The organism is Streptomyces sp. NRRL S-378, assembly GCF_000720645.1.
Taxonomy (GTDB): Bacteria; Actinomycetota; Actinomycetes; order Streptomycetales; family Streptomycetaceae; genus Streptomyces.
This window is the reverse complement of the sequence record NZ_JOBX01000006.1, coordinates 68556-86575: the sequence shown is the minus strand read 5'-3', so window position 1 is coordinate 86575 and position 18020 is coordinate 68556. Positions and strand designations below refer to the sequence as shown.

General features: G+C 73.1%; 12 protein-coding genes. 3 read left to right on the top strand and 9 right to left on the bottom strand.

Going from position 1 to position 18020, the window contains the following annotated elements; all coding sequences use genetic code 11:
• The first annotated feature begins 17 nt into the window (after positions 1–17).
• Positions 18–1835, top strand: coding sequence for a glycoside hydrolase family 3 protein (locus IH80_RS0106120; RefSeq protein ID WP_030958327.1), 1818 nt, complete (start codon positions 18–20; stop codon positions 1833–1835).
• A gap of 70 nt (positions 1836–1905) precedes the next feature.
• Here IH80_RS0106120 and IH80_RS0106115 read toward each other — a convergent pair whose 3' ends face one another.
• Both IH80_RS0106115 and IH80_RS0106110 read right to left on the bottom strand, forming a co-directional pair.
• Entirely contained in the window at positions 1906–3339 is a 1434-nt protein-coding gene (locus IH80_RS0106115; protein WP_030958326.1) for a S28 family serine protease, read from the bottom strand.
• A gap of 84 nt (positions 3340–3423) precedes the next feature.
• Positions 3424–3825, bottom strand: a complete 402-nt coding sequence (locus IH80_RS0106110; RefSeq protein ID WP_030958324.1) for a hypothetical protein — start codon at positions 3823–3825, stop codon at positions 3424–3426.
• A 242-nt stretch (positions 3826–4067) separates the two neighbouring features.
• Between IH80_RS0106110 and IH80_RS0106105 the strand changes: the two genes are divergently transcribed.
• Positions 4068–4622, top strand: a complete 555-nt coding sequence (locus tag IH80_RS0106105) for an EF-hand domain-containing protein (RefSeq protein ID WP_030958322.1) — start codon at positions 4068–4070, stop codon at positions 4620–4622.
• Positions 4623–4643: 21 nt separating this feature from the next.
• Here IH80_RS0106105 and IH80_RS0106100 read toward each other — a convergent pair whose 3' ends face one another.
• The 3 genes from IH80_RS0106100 to speB form a co-directional block, all read right to left on the bottom strand.
• The gene (locus IH80_RS0106100) at positions 4644–8498 is read right to left on the bottom strand and encodes an ABC transporter ATP-binding protein (protein ID WP_030958321.1); all 3855 of its coding nucleotides are present in this window, start codon (positions 8496–8498) and stop codon (positions 4644–4646) included.
• Positions 8499–8698: 200 nt separating this feature from the next.
• Positions 8699–10384 (bottom strand): thiamine pyrophosphate-binding protein, encoded by a 1686-nt coding sequence (locus IH80_RS0106095; RefSeq protein ID WP_030958320.1) that lies wholly within the window; start codon positions 10382–10384, stop codon positions 8699–8701.
• 18 nt (positions 10385–10402) lie between these two features.
• Positions 10403–11365, bottom strand: coding sequence for an agmatinase (speB, locus tag IH80_RS0106090; RefSeq protein WP_030655465.1), 963 nt, complete (start codon positions 11363–11365; stop codon positions 10403–10405).
• Positions 11366–11481: 116 nt separating this feature from the next.
• On the opposite strand from speB, the gene IH80_RS0106085 reads away from it, so the two are divergent.
• A complete protein-coding gene (locus IH80_RS0106085; RefSeq protein WP_037879014.1) occupies positions 11482–12882 on the top strand; it encodes a PucR family transcriptional regulator in 1401 nt (466 codons plus the stop codon).
• Here the strand turns inward: IH80_RS0106085 and IH80_RS0106080 are convergent.
• The 4 genes from IH80_RS0106080 to IH80_RS38930 form a co-directional block, all read right to left on the bottom strand.
• Positions 12879–13661 (bottom strand): M48 family metallopeptidase, encoded by a 783-nt coding sequence (locus IH80_RS0106080; RefSeq protein ID WP_030958318.1) that lies wholly within the window; start codon positions 13659–13661, stop codon positions 12879–12881. The two genes, IH80_RS0106085 and IH80_RS0106080, sit on opposite strands and share 4 nt — an antisense overlap.
• Positions 13662–13666: 5 nt before the next feature.
• On the bottom strand, positions 13667–17218 hold the full coding sequence (locus IH80_RS0106075; protein WP_030958316.1) for a type I restriction endonuclease subunit R: 3552 nt from the start codon (positions 17216–17218) through the stop codon (positions 13667–13669).
• A gap of 129 nt (positions 17219–17347) precedes the next feature.
• Positions 17348–17668: a hypothetical protein gene (locus IH80_RS0106070; RefSeq protein WP_030958314.1), complete on the bottom strand. Its 321-nt coding sequence runs from the start codon at positions 17666–17668 to the stop codon at positions 17348–17350.
• Positions 17668–17892 (bottom strand): hypothetical protein, encoded by a 225-nt coding sequence (locus IH80_RS38930; RefSeq protein ID WP_030958312.1) that lies wholly within the window; start codon positions 17890–17892, stop codon positions 17668–17670. Before IH80_RS38930 ends, IH80_RS0106070 begins: the two co-directional genes overlap by 1 nt.
• Positions 17893–18020 lie beyond the last annotated feature (128 nt).

Genomic DNA, 18020 nt, shown 5'->3' with positions numbered 1-18020 from the left:
CCGGTAGGGTCCGGCGCGTGCCGAACCACGCCTCCCGCCGGAACCTGCTCGCCGCGGCCGTCGCGGTCGCCGCCACGGCCGCGGGTGCGGCCGCCACCGCATCGGGCCCCGCGCGCACCGCCACCGACGACGCCCTCAACGCGGACGGGCCCGTCGGCCGCCGCCCCGACCGGGCCCGGCTGCGGCGCGCCATCGACCGGATGAGCCTCGCCGAGAAGGTCGGGCAGCTCTTCGTCTCCCGCGCGTACGGACACTCCGCGACCGACCCCGACCCGGCGGACGCCGAGCAGAACCACGCGGCGTTCGGCGTGCGCACCGCCGCCGAGCTGGTCTCCCGCTACCACCTCGGCGGGATCGTGTACTTCGCCTGGGCCCACAACACCCGCGCCCCGCAGCAGATCGCGGCGCTCTCGGCCGGTCTGCAGCGGAGCGCCCTCACCACCGGCGCCCGGATCCCGCTACTGCTCTCCACCGACCAGGAGCACGGCGCAGTCGCCAGGATCGGCAAGCCCGCGACCCTGTTCCCGGGGGCCATGGCCCTCGGCGCCTCCGGTTCCGCCACCGACGCCCGGCGCGCCGCCCGCATCGCGGGCAAGGAACTCGCGGCCATGGGCATCCGGCAGGACTACGCACCGGTGGCCGACGTCAACGTCAACCCGGCCAATCCGGTCATCGGCGTCCGTTCCTTCGGCTCCGACCCGCGCGCCGTCGCGGAGCTGGTCGCCGCCCAGGTGCGCGGCTACCAGGGCGCCGGGGTGGCCGCCACGGCCAAGCACTTCCCCGGCCACGGGGACACCGAGACCGACAGCCACGTGGGCCTGCCGGTCATGCGGCACACCCGCGCCGCCTGGGAGAAGCTCGACGAGCCGCCCTTCCGGGCCGCGGTGGAGGCCGGGGTGGACGCGATCATGACGGCGCACATCGTGTTCCCCGCCCTGGACCCCTCGGGCGACCCGGCGACCCTCTCCCGGCCGATCGTCACCGGCCTCCTGCGCGAACGCCTCGGCTTCCGGGGGGTGGTGGTCACCGACGCCCTGGACATGGCCGGGGTCCGACAGAAGTACGGGGACGACCGCGTGCCCGTACTGGCCCTCCTGGCGGGCTGCGACCAGTTGCTGAACCCACCGGACCTCCCCCTGGCCCACCGCAGCGTGCTGGCGGCCGTCGCGTCGGGCGAGCTGACCGAGGAGCGCGTCGAGGAGTCGGTGCTGCGGATCCTCGAACTGAAGTCCCGCCGGGGCCTGTTCGACGAGGCGTACCCCTCCGCCGCGACGGTGGGCGCGGTCGTCGGCGCACGCGGACACCTGGACGCCGCCGACCGGATCGCGGCCGCGACCACGACCCTGCTGGCCGATCCCGGCAAGCTGGTGCCGATCGACGCCAAGGCCGCGCCCCGGCTGCTGGTCACCGGCACGGACCCGGTCTCCCCCAGCGGCACGACCGGCCCGCCCACCGTCGTACTGGCCCGGGAGCTGACCGCGCTGGGCTGCCGGGCCACGGCGGTGGCGCCCTCGCGCGCGGTGGCCGCGGCGGCCGGGCACGCGGCGGTGCTGGTGTGCACGTACAACGTTCCGGAGGGGGACGGCCCGCAGCGCACCCTGGTGACGGAGCTGATCGCCACCGGGGTGCCGGTGGTCCTGGTGGCACTCCGCAACCCCTACGACCCGGCCCGGCTGCCGGCCTGCGCGGCGGAGCTGGCGACGTACTCCTGGGGGGACGCGGAGATGCGGGCGGCGGCCCGCGTCCTGACAGGGGCGGCGCGGCCCTCGGGCCGTCTGCCCGTCCCGGTCCCGGGCCGCTACCCGCTCGGCCACGGGCTCTCGCTCGGCACCTGAGGATCCGCAACGGCGGAGGGCGTGCCCGCGGAATGCGGGCACGCCCTCGTCGTTCACCGGCGTTGCGTCCTTACGGGCGCAGCTGCGGCTCGCGCTCCAGGTCGCGCCGGTCGAGCTCGGCGTCCGGGGCGGCCAGCGGCGCCGCCCGGCCGGTGTCGGCGAGCGTCGCGGCCGGGGCGACGCCGGCCCACTGGAGGATCTTGGCGGTCGCGAGGGCCTTCTCACCGTCGAGGAGCTTGGCGACGTTCGCCCCGTGGTTGGCGCCCGGAGCGGTCATCACGTAGCTGTCGCGCGCCGAGTACCCGATGCGGAACGGCTCGGCACCCCACGGGTCGTTCTGGCCGTACACGAACAGCATCTGGTTCGCGTTGTCACGCACCCACCTGTCGATGTCCGCCATGGCTCCGGACTGGAAGGTCATGGGGATGTCGCGGGGCACGAAGTTGCGCGGCGGCTGGTAGCCGTAGCGGCTCAGGTTGCCCAGGTGCGGCTGCTTGATGTCCGGGGAGCCGAGCTGGGTGCCCGCCTGGTAGTAGTACGGCGTGTACGTCTCCAGGCCCTGGTCGGTGTAGGCGGAGAAGCCGGAGATCGCGTCGATCGAGTCCCAGATCTCCTGGTCGGTGGCGGTGGCGGCGGCCGGGATCGAGGCGCAGTCGGCCAGCAGGCTGTACTGCCAGAAAGCCCACACGTAGTCGAGGACGACGGCCTCGTAGGCCTTGTCGAGGCTGCCGACGGTGGTGAAGGTCCAGCCGTTCTCGGCGGCGGCCGCAGCGTACTTGGCCTCCAGCGGCTCGCGGCGCACCAGCGCCTCGCGCTGCACGGCGTTCAGCCTGTCGCGGCACTCCTTGGTGCCGACCTTGGCGAAGAACCGGTCGTAGGCCGAGTCCTCCTTGTCGGCGACGTCGTTGGGCGCGACGTACGCCACGACGCCGTCCATGTCGCGCGGGTAGAAACGCTCGTAGTACGTCGCCGTCATGCCGCCCTTGCTGCCGCCCGTGGCCAGCCAGTTCTTCTTGTAGATCTTCTTCAGGGCGGTGAAGATGCGGTGCTGGTCACTGGCCGCCTGCCAGATGTCCAGGTTGGCCCAGTTGGCCGGGTCGGGCCGGGAGGGCGTGAAGAATCGATACTCCATGGACACCTGGTTGCCGTCGATGATGGTCGTCGGCTCACTGCGGCGCGGGTTGGTGTTGACGTTGTAGCCGGAGGTGAAGAAGACCGACGGCCGCGAGACGTCCTTGTGCAACAGGGTCAGGCGCTGCTTGAAGGTGCCCTTCCACGGCTGCCGGTGGTCGACCGGCTGCTCGTAGTTCAGCACGAAGAATCGGTAGCCGGGGTACGGCTTCTCCTCGATCAGGCTCATCCCGGGAATGCCGAGGATCTGGTCCTTGATGTCCGCGGCCGCCGCCGGCTCCGCGGCGGTGGCCGCTTGTGCCGTGGAGCCGGCCGCGCCCATGGTGCCGATGAGCACCACGAGCGACAGCAGCCATCCGAGCGTCTTGCGCATTCGCCCTCCCCTTGAGTTCACTTCGGTCGCCGTGAACCTAGCCGGGCCAACACGCCACTGAACAGACCCAGTTGGGACTGTCCCTCAGCAAAGGATCCAGCCGGAGTCGGCCGAACCGCCCCCTACGCTCCCCTTTACATACACACAGCGGCTGATCGCCCCGACGGTGACGGGCCCGGCATGTCGGGTGAATCGCCCGGCGTCGCGCACCGGAGCGCCGCCGCGCGGCTGGATGCTCACCGCGATCCGCCGCCGCTCGCCCGCGGTCCGGGTCACGGCCATGGCACAGGCCCGGGTGCGGCTCTTGTAGACGCGCAGCTCACCCGTGTCGAACGGCACCGTCCGCGCCAGCCGGCCCGTACAGCCCCCGCTCGCGGCCTGGACGGGCGGCCCGGCGAACAGGCCGCCGACACAGAGCCACAGGGCCCCTGTGAGCGCTCCCAGTGATGCGGCCCGGCGGCCCGGCCCGCCCCGCTCCTTCGCCATCCAGTCCCCCGATCGGCCGTGCGCACGGACGACGTGCGCACGCACGTACGACGCCCGGACGCCCCGAAAGGTTGCCGTCGCCAAGGACCCGGCCACCCCTGCGGCGAACGCGCCTCCCTCGTACGGATGCATCCACAACTCCCCGGCGGCGGTACGGAAGTTCGCGATCGGCGGGGAGATTACGCTGGGTGATCACAAGTCCGCTCGACGTAACCGCAGATGCAGCCGTGAAAGGCACTCACATGACGAACGACCTGCTCGACCGCAAGCTGGAGCGCGCCTTCACGCACCTGGACGCCGACCGGAGCGGGGTGATCGACGCCGACGACATCATCGCGCTCGGCTCCCGGCTGCTGACCGCGCTCGCGGAGCCGGCCGACGCCCCCAGGGCCGCCCTGGTGATGGGTGGGCTGGCCGACTTCTGGCAGGACCTCTTCACCGAGCTCGACCTGGACCGGGACGGCAAGGTCACGCCCGAGGAGTACAAGCTGGGCATGACCCGGCTGTACGCGCAGGGCGGGCCGGCCTACGACCGTTCGTTCCGCCCGATGATGCGGGCGATCCTCACGATCGTGGACACCGACGGCGACGGGGTCATCAGCCCGGAGGAGTTCCACCGGGCGCAGGAGGCCTTCGACACGGACCTGAGCCCCGCCCACACCGAGGCGCTGTTCCGGCGGATCGACGCGGACGGGGACGGCTCCCTGACGGTGGACGAACTCCTCGGCGCCGTACGCGAGTACTACACCGGCACCGACGAGGACGCCCCGGGGAACCTGCTGTTCGGCGAGTTCTGATCCCCGGGGCCCCGCCGCCGCTCAGGCCGCGGCGCGCTCGTCCTCCCCGACGAAGGTGCGCCACAGCTCGGCGTACCGGCCGCCGCGCGCCAGGAGTTCGGCGTGGGAGCCGTCCTCGACGACGCGGCCGCGGTCCATGACCACGACCCGGTCGGCGCGCGCGGCGGTGGTCAGCCGGTGCGCCACCACCAGCGTGGTGCGCTTGCCCGAGAGCCGGTCCGTCGCCTGGTTGACCTGGGCCTCGGTGGCCAGGTCCAGGGCGGCGGTGGCCTCGTCGAGGAGCAGCACGTCCGGGTCGACGAGTTCGGCGCGGGCCAGCGCGATCAGCTGGCGCTGGCCCGCCGAGAGGTTGCGGCCGCGCTCGGCGACGGTGTGCAGGTAGCCGCCGTCGAGGGTGGCGATCATGGCGTGGGCACCGACCGCGCGGGCGGCGGCCTCCACCTCGGCGTCGCTCGCCTCCGGCCGCCCGTAGGCGATGGCGTCCCGGACGGTCCCCGGGAAGAGGTACGACTCCTGGGGGACGACGCCCAGCCGGTGGCGGTACGCCGTCAGGTCGAGCTCGCGCAGGTCGGTGCCGTCGGCGGTGATCCGGCCGGAGGTCGGGTCGTAGAACCGGGCCACCATCTTGACCAGGGTGGACTTCCCGGCTCCGGTCTCGCCGACGAAGGCAACGGTCTGACCGGCGGGTATGCGCAGGCTGATGCCCGCCAGGGCCTCGCCCTTCTCACCGCGTTCGGCGGCCGTCCCGTACTGGAAGCGGACGTTCTCGAAGGCGATCTCGCCGCGCAGCTCCGGCAGCTCGCGCGGGGCCTCGGGCCGCGGGGTGGTGGTGGGCTCGCGCAGCAGGTCCTGGATGCGGCGGAGGGAGACGGTGGCCTGCTGGTAGCCGTCGAAGACCTGGGAGAGCTGCTGGACCGGGGCGAAGAACAGGTCGATGTACAGCAGGTACGCGACCAGCGCGCCGGTGGTGAGCGTCCCGGCCTCCACCCGGCCCGCGCCGACGATCAGCACGGCGGCCGCGGCAGCGGAGGACAGCAGCTGGACGAACGGGAAGTAGACCGATATCAGCCACTGGCCGCGGACCCGGGCCTCGCGGTAGGAGTCGCTGCGTTCGGCGAAGCGGGTGGCGCCGGAGCCCTCGCGGCGGAAGGCCTGGACGATGCGCAGACCGGAGACGGACTCCTGGAGGTCGGCGTTGACCAGGCTGACCCGGTCGCGGGCGAGCTCGTAGGCGGCGACGGACTTGCGGCGGAACACCATCGTCCCGATGACCAGGACGGGGAGGGCCGCGAAGACGATCAGCGCGAGCTCGACGTCGAGGACGAGCAGGGCGACGAGGATCCCGAAGAAGGTGAAGACGGAGACGACGGCCGTGACCAGTCCGGTCTGCAGGAACGTGGACAGCGAGTCCACGTCCGTGGTCATCCGGGTCATGATCTTGCCGGTGAGTTCGCGCTCGTAGTAGTCGAGGCCCAGCCGCTGGAGCTGGGCGAAGATCTTGACGCGGAGGGAGTACAGGACGCGCTCGCCGGTGCGGCCCGTCATCCGGGTCTCGGCGAACTGCGCGCCCCACTGGGCGACGACGACCGCGAGGGCGAGCCCCGCGGCCGCCCAGACGGCGCCGAGCACGGCCTGCTCCACGCCCTGGTCGATGCCGTGGCGGATCAGGACCGGCAGCAGCAGTCCGGCGCCCGCGTCCACGGCGACGAGGGCGAGGCTGATGGCGAGCGGCGCCCAGAACCCCTTGAGGAGGCGCCGTAGCCCGTAGCTCTCCTCGGCGGCCGCGGCGCGGGCCTCGTCGACGTCGGGCCGGTCGTCGGCGGGCGGCAGCGCGGCCACCTGCGCGAGGAGTTCGGGGGTGGCGGGCGTCCCGGCCACCGCGCCGGCCATGGAGTGACCGGCGCCGGGCGCCCCACCGGCCGCGGGCGCGGTGCCGGTGCCGGGGGCTCCGTCGGTCTCCTCGCGGCGGCGCCACAGCTCGGGGGTGATCCCGGCCGGGACCCTGCGCTTGGCGTTGACGGGCTCGGAGTCGATCTCGGCTTCCAGCTCGATGTCGCGTTCGAGGTCGCGGTCGAGCTCGCTCTCGAACTCGGCCATCGCGAGGGCGTCCGGGGTCCGCGGCGAGCCGGCGCCCAGTGCGTCGGGGTCGGTCAGCAGCCTGCGGTAGAGCGGCGAGCGCTTCTGAAGCTCCTCGTGCGTCCCGATCTCGGCGAGCCGCCCGCGGTCGAGTACGGCGATCCGGTCGGCCAGCGCGAGCGTGGAGCGGCGGTGGGCGATCAGCAGGGTGGTCCGGCCGGCCATGACGGCGCGCAGGGCCTCGTGGATCTCGTGCTCGACGCGGGCGTCCACGGCGGAGGTGGCGTCGTCGAGGAGCAGCAGCCGGGGGTCGGTCAGGATCGCGCGGGCCAGGGCGATGCGCTGGCGCTGGCCGCCGGAGAGGGTCAGGCCCTGCTCTCCGACCTTGGTGTCGTACCCGGCGGGCAGGGCCCGGACGAACCCGTCGGCCTGGGCGGCGCGGGCGGCGGCCTCGATCTGCTCGTCGGTGGCGTCGGGGTGGCCGTAGGCGATGTTGGCGCGGATGGTGTCGGAGAAGAGGAAGGAATCCTCGGGGACGAGTCCGATCGCGCCGCGCAGGGACGCGTACGTCAGCTCGCGGACGTCGTGGCCGCCGATGCGGACGGTGCCGCCGTCGGCGTCGTAGAAGCGCGGCAGGAGGAGCGAGACGGTGGACTTCCCGCTGCCGGAGGCGCCGACGACGGCGACGGTCTCGCCCTCCGCCACGGACAGCGAGAACCCGTCGAGGACCGGCCGCCCGGGGTCGTAGCCGAAGCGGACGTCCTCGAACTCGACGGTGGCGGGCGCGTCGGCGGGCAGTTCGTGCGTGCCCTCGCGGATCGCGGGCTCGGTGTCGATGAGCTCGAAGACCCGCTCCCCGCCGGCGCGGGCCTGCTGGGCGACGGTGAGGACCATGGCGAGCATGCGGACCGGGCCGACGAGCTGGGCGAGGTAGGTGGAGAAGGCGACGAAGGTGCCGAGGGTGACCCGCCCCTCGGTGGCCAGCCAGCCGCCGAGCGCCAGCATGGCGACCTGGGCGAGCGCGGGCACGGCCTGCAGGGCGGGGGTGTACCGGGAGTTGAGCCGGATGGCCCGCATCCGCCCGGCGAACAGCCGGCGTCCGGCGTCGCGGAGCTTGGCGGTCTCCTGCTCCTCCTGGCCGAAGCCCTTGACGACGCGTACGCCGGTCACGGCCCCGTCGACGACGCCCGCGACGGCGGCGGCCCGGCTCTGCGCGTACCAGGTGGCGGGGAAGAGCTTCTTGCGGCTGCGCTTGGCGATGAACCAGAGCGCGGGGGCCATCAGCAGGGCGACGACGGTCAGCAGCGGCGAGAGCCACAGCATGATCCCCAGGGATATCCCGAAGAGCAGGAAGTTCCCGATCGTCATCGGGAGCATGAAGAGCAGGCCCTGGATGAGCTGGAGGTCGGTGGTGGCGCGTCCGACGACCTGGCCGGTGGACAGCTCGTCCTGGCGGCGCCCGTCGAGGCGGGAGATGGTGTCGTACATGTCGGTGCGCAGGTCGTGCTGCACATCGAGGGCGAGGCGTCCGCCGTAGTAGCGGCGTATGTAAGTGAGGACGTACACGAGCAGGGCGGCGGCTATGAGCATCCCGGCCCAGGGGCCCATGGGCCTGGTGTGGTCCCCGATGACGTCGTCGATGATCACCTTGGTGACCAGCGGCACGAGTGCCATGACGGCCATGCCCGCCAGCGAGGAGCCGAGGGCGAGCAGCACGTTGGCCTTGTACCGCCACGTGTAGCCGGCCAGCCGCCTGCCCCAGCCCTGTTTCTCCCCCGCCGCTGTCTCTGCCGCCGCCACGTAGGCCTCCCCGTTCGGTCCTGTCCTGCCGGAAGCGGGAACGCCCCGACCGGCGGATTTCATCCCGCCGCAACAATTCGAACGTGTACGCCGGTGGCCTCCGGCGCACGCGGGGAGCCCCGCACTGTGCGCCGTCCGGGTCGCCCGCGCCCCCGCCCGAGGCTCCGGCGGGGCCGCGGGCGGGCGGCGCGCGGCGGGGCTCAGAAGTGTGTCGGGGCGAACATCCTGAGGGTGGCGGGGAGGACGAGGACCGAGGGGCCCGGGGTGGCGAGGGCCTTCCTGAGGTCGGCCGTCAGGGAGTCGGGGGTGGTCGTGGCGGCCGGGACGCCGAAGGACTCCGCGAGGGCGACGAAGTCGGGGCGGGTGAGCTCCGTGCCCGTGGTGCGGCCCTCGAAGGCGTCGGTCATGTACTCGCGCAGGATGCCGTAGCCGCCGTCGTCCACGATCAGCCAGGTGACGTCGAGGTCGTGCTGCCGGGCGGTGGCCAGCTCCGCGAGGGAGTACATCGCGCCGCCGTCCCCGGAGACGGCGAGGACGGGCGTGCCCGGCTCCGCGACGCAGGCGCCGAGGGCCGCCGGGAAGGCGTAGCCGAGGCCGCCCGCGCCCTGGGCCGAGTGCATGGTGTTGGGGTGCTTGGCGTCGAAGGCCGACCAGGCCCAGTAGGACAGGATCGTCATGTCCCAGAAGGACGGGGAGCGGGGCGGCAGCGCGGACCGGATCGAGGCCAGGAGGGACTGTTCCAGGGCCAGGTCCTGGTCGGCGAGGCGGGCGGCGACGTCCTCCAGGACCATGCGGACCCGCTCGGGGGCGTGGTCGTCCTGCCGCTCGGTCACCGTCTCCAGCAGGGCCTGGAGGGCGAGGCGGGCGTCCGCGTGGATGCCCAGGGCGGGGTGGTTGGACTCCAGCTTGCCGAGGTCGGCGTCGATCTGGACGACCCGGCCCGTGGGGAAGAACGTGTGGTAGTTCGACGAGAGTTCACCGAGGCCCGAGCCGACGACGAGGAGCACGTCGGCGTCCTCCAGGAAGTCCGTCATGTGACGGTCCTCCAGCCAGGACTGCAGGGACAGCGGGTGCGTCCAGGGGAAGGCGCCCTTGCCGCCGAAGGTGGTGACCACGGGGGCGTTCAGGCGCTCCGCCAGCTGCCTGAGCTTGCCGGACGCGTCCGCGCGGACGACCCCGCCGCCGGCGATGATCACCGGGCGGGAGGCCCGTGACAGCCAGTGCGCCGCCACCGCCGTCAGCTCGGGGCGGGGGGCGAGCTCGTGCGGGGTCGCGTCCATGCCCGTGACCGGCGGGACAATCGTCTCCGAGCGGAGGACGTCCTCCGGGATCTCCACCCAGACCGGGCCGTGCGGGGCCGTGAGCGCCGATTCCCAGGCCTCCGCGATCACCGAGGGGATCTGGGAGGGGGTGCGCGCCTCGTGGACCGACTTGACCACGTCCCGGAAGGACGCGGCCTGGTCGCGCAGCTCGTGCAGGTGGCCGCGCCGCCCGCCGCCGAGGCCCGCGACGGGGACCTGGGAGGAGATGGCGAGGACGGGGGCCGAGGCCGCCGCCGCCTCGGCGAGGGCCGGCAGGGCGGTGAGCGCGCCGGGGCCGGTGGACAGCAGCAGGGGCGCGGCCTCACCGGTGACGCGGCCGTACGCGTCCGCCGCGAAGCCCGCGTTGTTCTCCACCCGGAGGGTGACCAGCCGCAGGTCGGAGCGCCCCACCGCGTCGAAGAGGCCGAGGGCGTGCTGCCCCGGCAGTCCGAACACGGTGGTGGCGCCCAGCGAACGCAGCGTCTCCACGACCAGGTCCCCGCCCGTCCGCCCCGGCGGCGCGGCCAGGGCGGCGGCCGTCTGGGCCTCGGTGGGACGGAGTACCAGGTCGTGGTCGTGCGTCACGGGTGTGCGGTGCCCTTCTTACTTCGCCTTCGCCGCCGCGATCTGGCGGCTCATGATCGTGGTGAGCTCGTACGCGGTGTGCGAGGCCGCGACGGAGGTGATCTCCGCGTGATCGTACGCCGGGGCCACCTCGACCACGTCGGCGGAAACGAGGTTGCAGGAGGACAGGCCGCGGATGATCTCCAGGAGCTCGCGGGAGGTCATGCCGCCCGCCTCGGGGGTGCCGGTGCCGGGCGCGTGCGCCGGGTCCAGGACGTCGATGTCGATGGAGATGTAGAGCGGGCGGTCGCCGATGCGCTGGCGCAGCTGGTCGGCGACCTCGTCGGCGCCGCGGCGGTAGACGTCCGCGGAGGTGACGATGCCGAAGCCCATCTTCGCGTCGTCGTCGAGGTCCTGCTTGCCGTACAGCGGGCCGCGGGTGCCGACGTGGGAGAGGGCCTCGGTGTCGAGGATGCCCTCCTCGACGGCGCGGCGGAACGGGGTGCCGTGGGTGTACTCGGCGCCGAAGTAGGTGTCCCAGGTGTCCAGGTGCGCGTCGAAGTGCAGCAGCGCGACCGGGCCGTGCTTCTTGGCGACGGAGCGGAGCAGCGGGAGGGCGATGGTGTGGTCGCCGCCGAGGGTCATCAGACGGGAGCCGTTGCCGAGGAGCTCGTCCGCCGCGGCCTCGACCGTCTCGACGGCCTCGTTGATGTTGAAGGGGTTCACCGCGATGTCACCGGCGTCCGCGACCTGCGCGAGGGCGAAGGGGGAGGCGTCCTGCGCCGGGTTGTACGGGCGCAGCAGGCGGGAGGCCTCGCGGATCGCGTTGCCGCCGAAGCGGGCGCCGGGGCGGTAGGAGACGCCGGAGTCGAAGGGCACGCCGACGACGGCGACGTCGGCGGAGCCGACCTCGTCGAGGCGGGGCAGCCGGGCGAAGGTCGCCGGGCCCGCGTAGCGCGGGATGCGGGAGGAGTCGACGGGTCCGCGCGGCTGCGTGCTCATGGCTGTGCCTCTTTCTCTGGCCTGACGTGTGCGGTACTTCGAGCGTAAGCGGGCCGCACAGGGGTGGGGAGTGTACGTTTCATCCATCTGGCCCCACTGATGTGTACGGAGTATCCATGCCCGCCGCTCCTCGTGATCCGGAGTACGGCAACGGTCCCGCCGGGGAGCCGCTCACCCCGCCGGTGCTCCTCGCCTCGTTGCTCGCCGACCGGGAACTCGGCCTGCGCCACCTCGCCGGGCCGGCCACCGCCGGGGTGCACGGCGTGCACGCCTCCGAAATGCCCGATCCCTCCCCCTACCTGCTCGGCGGCGAGCTGCTGCTGACCGCCGGGGCGGGCCCCGCCGAGGACCCCGACGGGTACGTGGCCCGGCTGGCCGGGGCGGGGGCGGCCGCCCTCGGCTTCGGCGTGGCCCCGGTGCACGAGGAGGTCCCGGCCGCGCTGGCCGAAGCCTGCGCCCGGCACGGACTGCCGCTGCTGGAGGTTCCGCCGCGGACCCCGTTCTCGGCGGTCGCCCGGGCGGTGGGACGGCTGACGGCGGAGGCCCGGACCCGGGAGCTGCGCCGGACCACCGAGGCCCAGCAGGCCCTGGCGGCGGCCGCGGCCCGGCCCGATCCGGTCCCGGCGGTGCTGGCCCGGCTCGCCGCGAGCCTGGGCGGCTCGGTCGCCCTGTGGCCGGGCGGCCGGGCGGCGGGCCCGGAGCTGCCCGCCCCGGCCCGGGAGGCGCTGTCCGCGCTGCTGGCCCGGGTCGGCCGCGAGGGCGGGCCCGCCACGGCCACGGACCGGGCGGGCGGACACCACCTGGCGGCCTACGCCCTGGCCGGGCGGGCCGCGCTGGGCACCGCGACCCCGGCCCGGGCGCCCGGCGACCACACCGTGGCCTCGGTGGCAGCCGTACTGCTGACCCTGCTCACCGCCGAGCGGCCTGCCGGGGCCGAGGCCGCGGCCCTGACCCGGCTGCTGCTCGACGGGGATCCGGCCGCGGCCCTGCCGGCCGGGCCGTGGTACGCCGTCCACGCCCGCGGCACCGGAGATCCGCAGGCCCTCGCGGCCGCGCTGGGCACCGTACTGCTGGACCCGCACGAGGGCGGCGTACGGCTGCTGACCGACCGGGAGCCGGGCGCGCAGCCGGGATGGCGGCTGGGGGTGAGCGCACCTGCGGCGCCCGACGCACTGGCCGCGGCCGACGCCCAGGCGGAGCGGGCCCTCCAGCGCGCGGAGGCGGCCCGTACCCCGCTGGCCCGGCACGCCGACGCCGGCTTCGCGGGCCTGGTCGGGGAGGCCGAGGCCCGCGCCCACGCCGAGGCCCTGCTCGGGCCGCTCTCCCCCGCGCTGCGCGAGACCCTGCGGGCCTGGCTGGCGCACCACGGCGGCTGGGACCGTACGGCGGCCACCCTGGGGCTGCACCGCAACACCGTGCGCCAGCGCGTGGCGCGCTGCGCGGTCCTGCTGGACCGTGACCTGGACGACCCGGACGCCCGGATGGAGCTGTGGTTCGCGCTGCGCACGGTGGACTAGGCGATCTCGCCCATCCACATGCGGCGGCCCAGTTCGTCGAGCTCGTTCTTGCGCTCCTGGTACTCGGGCAGCGCCTGCCCCAGCAGCCGCCAGAAGTCGGCCCGGTGTCCGGACACGCGCACGTGGGCCAGTTCGTGGGCGACGACGTAGTCCACGAGGTGCATCGGAAGCTGGAAGAGCGGCCAGCCGAGGCTCATCCGTCCGCATCCGGCTCGCTCACCGTCGTGACGAAAGCTTCCCCACCTGCTTCCGAGGTCGCGCACGTCGAGTTCCGGCTCGGCGACGGCCATGCGTGCCGCCCATGGCTGCAGCCGCCCGGACGCCCACTTCTGCCCCGCCCGGCAGTACCAGTCGACGAGAGCCGCTCTCCCCAGGTCCGGATCGGCTGCCGTCCCCTCGCCCATGACGAGACGGCCGGCGATCAGCCGGACCCTTCTCCCGGTGGGCTGGTCCCCGGCCAGGGTGAGCCGGTAGGTCCGGCCCAGATAGCGGAAGACCTCCCCCTCTGCGAGTCGTTTCGTCGGGTTCAGCGGGCGGGTCGCCTCGCGTAGCCCGATCTTGCCCACCAGCCAGGAGCGGTGGGCACGGACGAAGTCCTCCGCGTCGGCGACCGGCCGGCCCTCGGGTGTGTGGAGGGTCAGACCGGCGTCCGGCTCCACCGTGAGCGCGAAGCGCCTACGGCGCGCGCTGACCCGCACCCGCAGCTCCAGGCCGTCGACGGCCAGAAGGCTCCCTTCGGCCATGGAGGGGGACCGGCTGTCTTCGGCAAGGGCGCTCACGCGCCCTATTCTCCCCGGGACCGGGCCAGGAACTGCTGCTTGTGCGCCGCCGCGTACGCCGCGAGGCCTTCCGCGACGGCACGCAAGGGGGCCCAGTCGCCGCCGGCCGGCTTCAGCCCGCCGCCCAGCAGCCGGTTCTGAATGCTGCTCGCCAGCGCCGTGACGTCCTGATGCTGGCCCTGGTAGGAAGCCTTGGCCATGGCTTGCCCGGCCGTATCGCACACCGCTTCCACCAGCGGGCGGGCATCGGCGGCGGCCTGACCCCGCGCGACGCCGGGGTTCTCGTCCAGGAGCTTGTCCAGCAGCCGGTACACCTTCTGCTCCAGTGGGCTGAGCCCCTCCGTGGCAGGGTCCTCCGCATCCTCCCCACGAGCCTTGTCGATCAGGTCGCCGAACTCCCGGACCTGATCCTCGAAACGTCCGGGGAGATCCCGCAGGATCTCCTCCAGGCGCTCCGAGAGCTCCTTGTACTTCCCCGGGTCCTCCCGCTTGACCCGTTCCTCCAGGTGGAAGCGGAGCGCGTGCCCCATCTCCGCGGCGGCCTCGCGTGTGGGGAGCGTGCGGACGTGGTCGTCGAAGGCGGGAGCGCCCAGCGACACGGGGGCGATGACCTGGTCGATCTCCGGCCCCTCCAGATGGTCGGCGATCATCGCGCGTACCTTGCGGCCGTAGCGGCGCAGGGTGAACGTCCCGCCAGGCGCGTCCCGGTAGAGCCTGCGGACGCGCTTTTGCAGCATGCCCCAGAGCCGGGCGTGGGCCACGTACTCCAGACCGTCCTCGTGCGGGAGTACGCGTTCCAGCACGGCGAGGAACTCGTACAGCGCGGTGTCGAACGCGAACCGGGCAGGCTCGGGGTCGAAGGCCTCCAGCTTGCCGCCCAGCGTGGCCGGGTCGGCGAGGTCCGCATCGCTGAGCCCATAGGCGAGCAGGAGATCGCGCACCGCGTCAGCCGCCGGCTTCAAACCGTCGAGCTCCGCGGACAGGCCACGCATCGTGTCGTCGACGTCCGCCTGGTCGTACGCTGCGAGCGCGCCCGTCAGGTGCTCGAAGACGCCGTAGTAGTCGACGACGTATCCGACCTCCTTGCCCGGCGCGGGCCGGTTGACCCGGGCCACCGCCTGGAGCAGCTCGGCGTCCCGGATCGGCCGGTCCAGGTAGAGCGCCTGCTCGCGAGGGGCATCGAATCCGGTGAGCAGCATGGACTTCACGATGAGGAAGGCGATGGGGCTGTCGGGGTGCACGGGGTCGGGCACGGCCGTCGGCTGTGCCTCGGCGGCGTCCTGGGACCAGGGGTGGTCGCCGGCGCCGCCGTCCGGGCCCGTGAGGTCCTGTGCGGGCGGGTCGAACGGCACGGCGGTGAGCCAGTCCGCTTCCGCTTCCAGGAGCGGGAAGGCCTGGTGGAAGCGTTCGATGTACGCGTCCTGCCGGGTCTTCTCCGTCCAGTGCAGCCACTGGCGCCGCTTCTTCTCCTCTCCAGGGGAGACGACCGGCACGAAGTCGATCCGGCGCAGCAGTGCGCGGTACTGGTGGGCCTGGTAGAGGTAGCGCTCGCGCCGAGGCAGCTTGTCCAGCGGGGTCCCGGCCAGCGACTCCGGGTCAAAAGCGGCGAGGTCGGCCAGCAGGGTGTCGCGCGCGAGCCGGAGGGCGTGGTGGTACTCCACGGCCGCCCTGCGGCTGACGGCGGCGACCTGGGCCTTGAAGCCGCCGCCGGGCAGCACCCAGGTGACCCAGTGTTCCAGCATGTCCTCGGCCTTGGCCCGGATCATCGGCTGGGACTCGGCCACGTCGCGCTCGGAGGGCGTGCGGTTGAGCAGTGTCCGGGTCTCCTGGGCCGTTCGGTCGCGGACCAGGTCGGCGAAGTTCCGGTCCAGGCCTTCCTTGTCGAAGACCTTGCCCTTGCCGGTACGGCCCTCGTAGCGGATGCGGACGACGACACCGTCGCGTTCGGCCTCGGCCATCCGGTAGGTGTCGAGGAACGCGCCGAAGATCCGGCGGGTGTCGTCCGCCCGTTCGGTCATGATCGGCGTACCGGTGAATCCGATCTTCGCCGCGTTCGGGATCGCCTTGCGCAGGGCGGCGTGGAGCACGCTGGTGTGCGAGCGGTGGGCCTCGTCGACCAGGACGAGGATGTCGGAGGACCTGTTGCACTCGGGGAAGTCCACCACGGGCGGCGCGGCCTTGGCCTTCGGCTTGGGCTGCTTCCTGGCCCGCTCGGCGTCCGCGTACTCCCCCGCGAGGTCCCGGCCGTCCCCGTCACCCGAGCCGTCGCCGTCCCCGTCTCCCGCGAAGTTGAGTCCGGTGCCGTACTTCTGGATCATCGCGAAGACGACCCGCCGCCCGCCGTCCCTCAGCAGGCCCTCCATCTGGGTGCGGGTCTCGGCGGTCTGCACGTCCGACTCGCTGAGCCTGAGCGTCTTGGAGAGCTGGGTCTGGAGCTGCGTCCGGTCGGTGACCACGACCACCGTGAACTCGCTGAGATCGTGGTGCAGATGGATCCGGCGCACCAGGAACGCCATGGTCAGGCTCTTGCCGGAGCCCTGGGTGTGCCAGATGATCCCGCCGCGCTCGTCGTCCGGTACGAGGGGGCCGCGGCAGCGCCCGTTCCGCAGCTTGTGCACCGCCTTCTCGGCCGCCCGGTACTGCTGGTGACGGGCGACGGCCTTGACGGTTCGGGTGCCGCCGGACTCGCTCTCGACGGGGAGCGGGATGACGTAGTGGCGTACGAGGTTGAGCAGCGCGGCGGGCCGCAGCACGACGCCGACGAGCTTGTGCCGTTCGTTGAGCTTGCCAGTGCCCTTGGGCAGCCCGGCCCTGAGCGTGGCCTCGGTCTGCGGCTCGATGCTGCGCCAGGGGTGGAAGTGGTCGGGGGTGGAGGTGATGGTGCCCAGGTACGCGGTCTGATCGGTCGCGGCGACCAGCAGCTGGACGGTCCGGAACAGCTCGGGCACGCCGGCGGGCGGCGGCAGGTCGGTGCCGTCGCGCTCGTCGTCGGCGAGCGGGTCCCCCGCGTAGTGCCGCAGGTCGAGGACGGCGCTGCGGATGGGGTCGGACAGCTCGGGGCTCTTGCACTCGACGGCGACGAGCGGGATGCCGTTCACGAAGAGGACGATGTCGAGTATCGACAGCTCCCCAGAGCTGTTCGTGACACGCAACTGGTCGACGACCGTGAACGTGTTGAGGTCGACGCGTTCCTCATGCCACTCGATGTACTGCACGGTGGCGGAGGCCCCGCCGTGCCCGGCGGAGGGGTTGCTGAGGACGGCCCCGCTGAGCAGCAGGTCGGTGGCGGCGAAGTTGGCGTGCGCAACGCTCTTGCCGCCGGTGCCTGCGGCGAGCTCGGCGATGGCGCGGGCCGCGTCGGAGTCACTCATCCACGGCTTGCCGTCGGCGGCCCGGACGTTGATGTGGCGCAGGGCGTCACTCAGCTTGTCGGCGAGCAGCGGCATGCCTGCATTCAGCGCGCCGACCTGCTTGCCGGGGATGTGGGTCCAGCCCATCGCCACCAGCTGGTCGACGATGGGCCGCTCGACCTCGTCCCGCTCGATTTGAACCACCATGCCCCCGCGCCCTCCGCCCACCGCCCGCTCAGGTGATCCATTGTGCGGGGCAGCGGGGGTGAGCGGGAGGGATCAGGCCGTACGGGAGCGGGTGGAGACGGTCACGTACCAGGACATGCGGGGCACCCTCTACATTCCGGGAGCCGGCTCGTCCCCGTCATGGACCGGGACGGGCAGCCGGGCACCCCGGCTGCGGGCGATGCGGTGGACGTCACGCAGCGCCTCGGCCATGCGGGCGGCGAGGTAGTGCAGCTGAGCGGAGGTGGCACGGCAGTCGGAGAGCATGTCGTGGGCGTGGTCGAGCAGTTCGACGGCCATGCCGAGCTGCACGCTCTCGACGTTGTCGGCGACGCGGGAGAGGTATCCGCTCCCGTCGCCCATCAGGTAGCAGGGCTTCCCGTCCGGACTGGCCCAGGGCAGCAACCGCCCCTCGTCGGCACACCGGCCCATCACGCGGCCACCACCCGGCCATGGATGACACGTGGCCCGATATCGACCCCGTGCAGGGCCAGCCACAACGCCACCCGCCTGGCCCGCTGCCGGCGGGCGCGGGCGCGGCGTGCGCGGGCGGGACGGTACGGGGTGCCGGGCCGGGCGGGCACCACCCGGGAATCCGGGTCGGCCCAGAGCAGGTACAGCAACGCCTCGAAGAGGCGGGCGATACAGTGCAACACGTCGTCAACTCCAGTTGGTTGGCGTCCACGCCCCCGGACCGTTCAGAGCGGTCGCGGGGGTCCTTGCGTGCACGGCCAGGAACGACCGGGCGCAGGGACATCACGGGACATCGCTGAGTAGCGATCCC

Bases quoted from the DNA above. Each gene is read 5' to 3' on its own strand.
- IH80_RS0106115 (WP_030958326.1), bottom strand. From the start codon at position 3,339: ATGCGCAAGACGCTCGGATGGCTGCTGTCGCTCGTGGTGCTCATCGGC.
- IH80_RS0106110 (WP_030958324.1), bottom strand. From the start codon at position 3,825: ATGGCGAAGGAGCGGGGCGGGCCGGGCCGCCGGGCCGCATCACTGGGA.
- IH80_RS0106105 (WP_030958322.1), top strand. From the start codon at position 4,068: ATGACGAACGACCTGCTCGACCGCAAGCTGGAGCGCGCCTTCACGCAC.
- speB (WP_030655465.1), bottom strand. From the start codon at position 11,365: ATGAGCACGCAGCCGCGCGGACCCGTCGACTCCTCCCGCATCCCGCGC.
- IH80_RS0106085 (WP_037879014.1), top strand. From the start codon at position 11,482: ATGCCCGCCGCTCCTCGTGATCCGGAGTACGGCAACGGTCCCGCCGGG.
- IH80_RS0106075 (WP_030958316.1), bottom strand. From the start codon at position 17,218: ATGGTGGTTCAAATCGAGCGGGACGAGGTCGAGCGGCCCATCGTCGAC.
- IH80_RS0106070 (WP_030958314.1), bottom strand. From the start codon at position 17,668: ATGGGCCGGTGTGCCGACGAGGGGCGGTTGCTGCCCTGGGCCAGTCCG.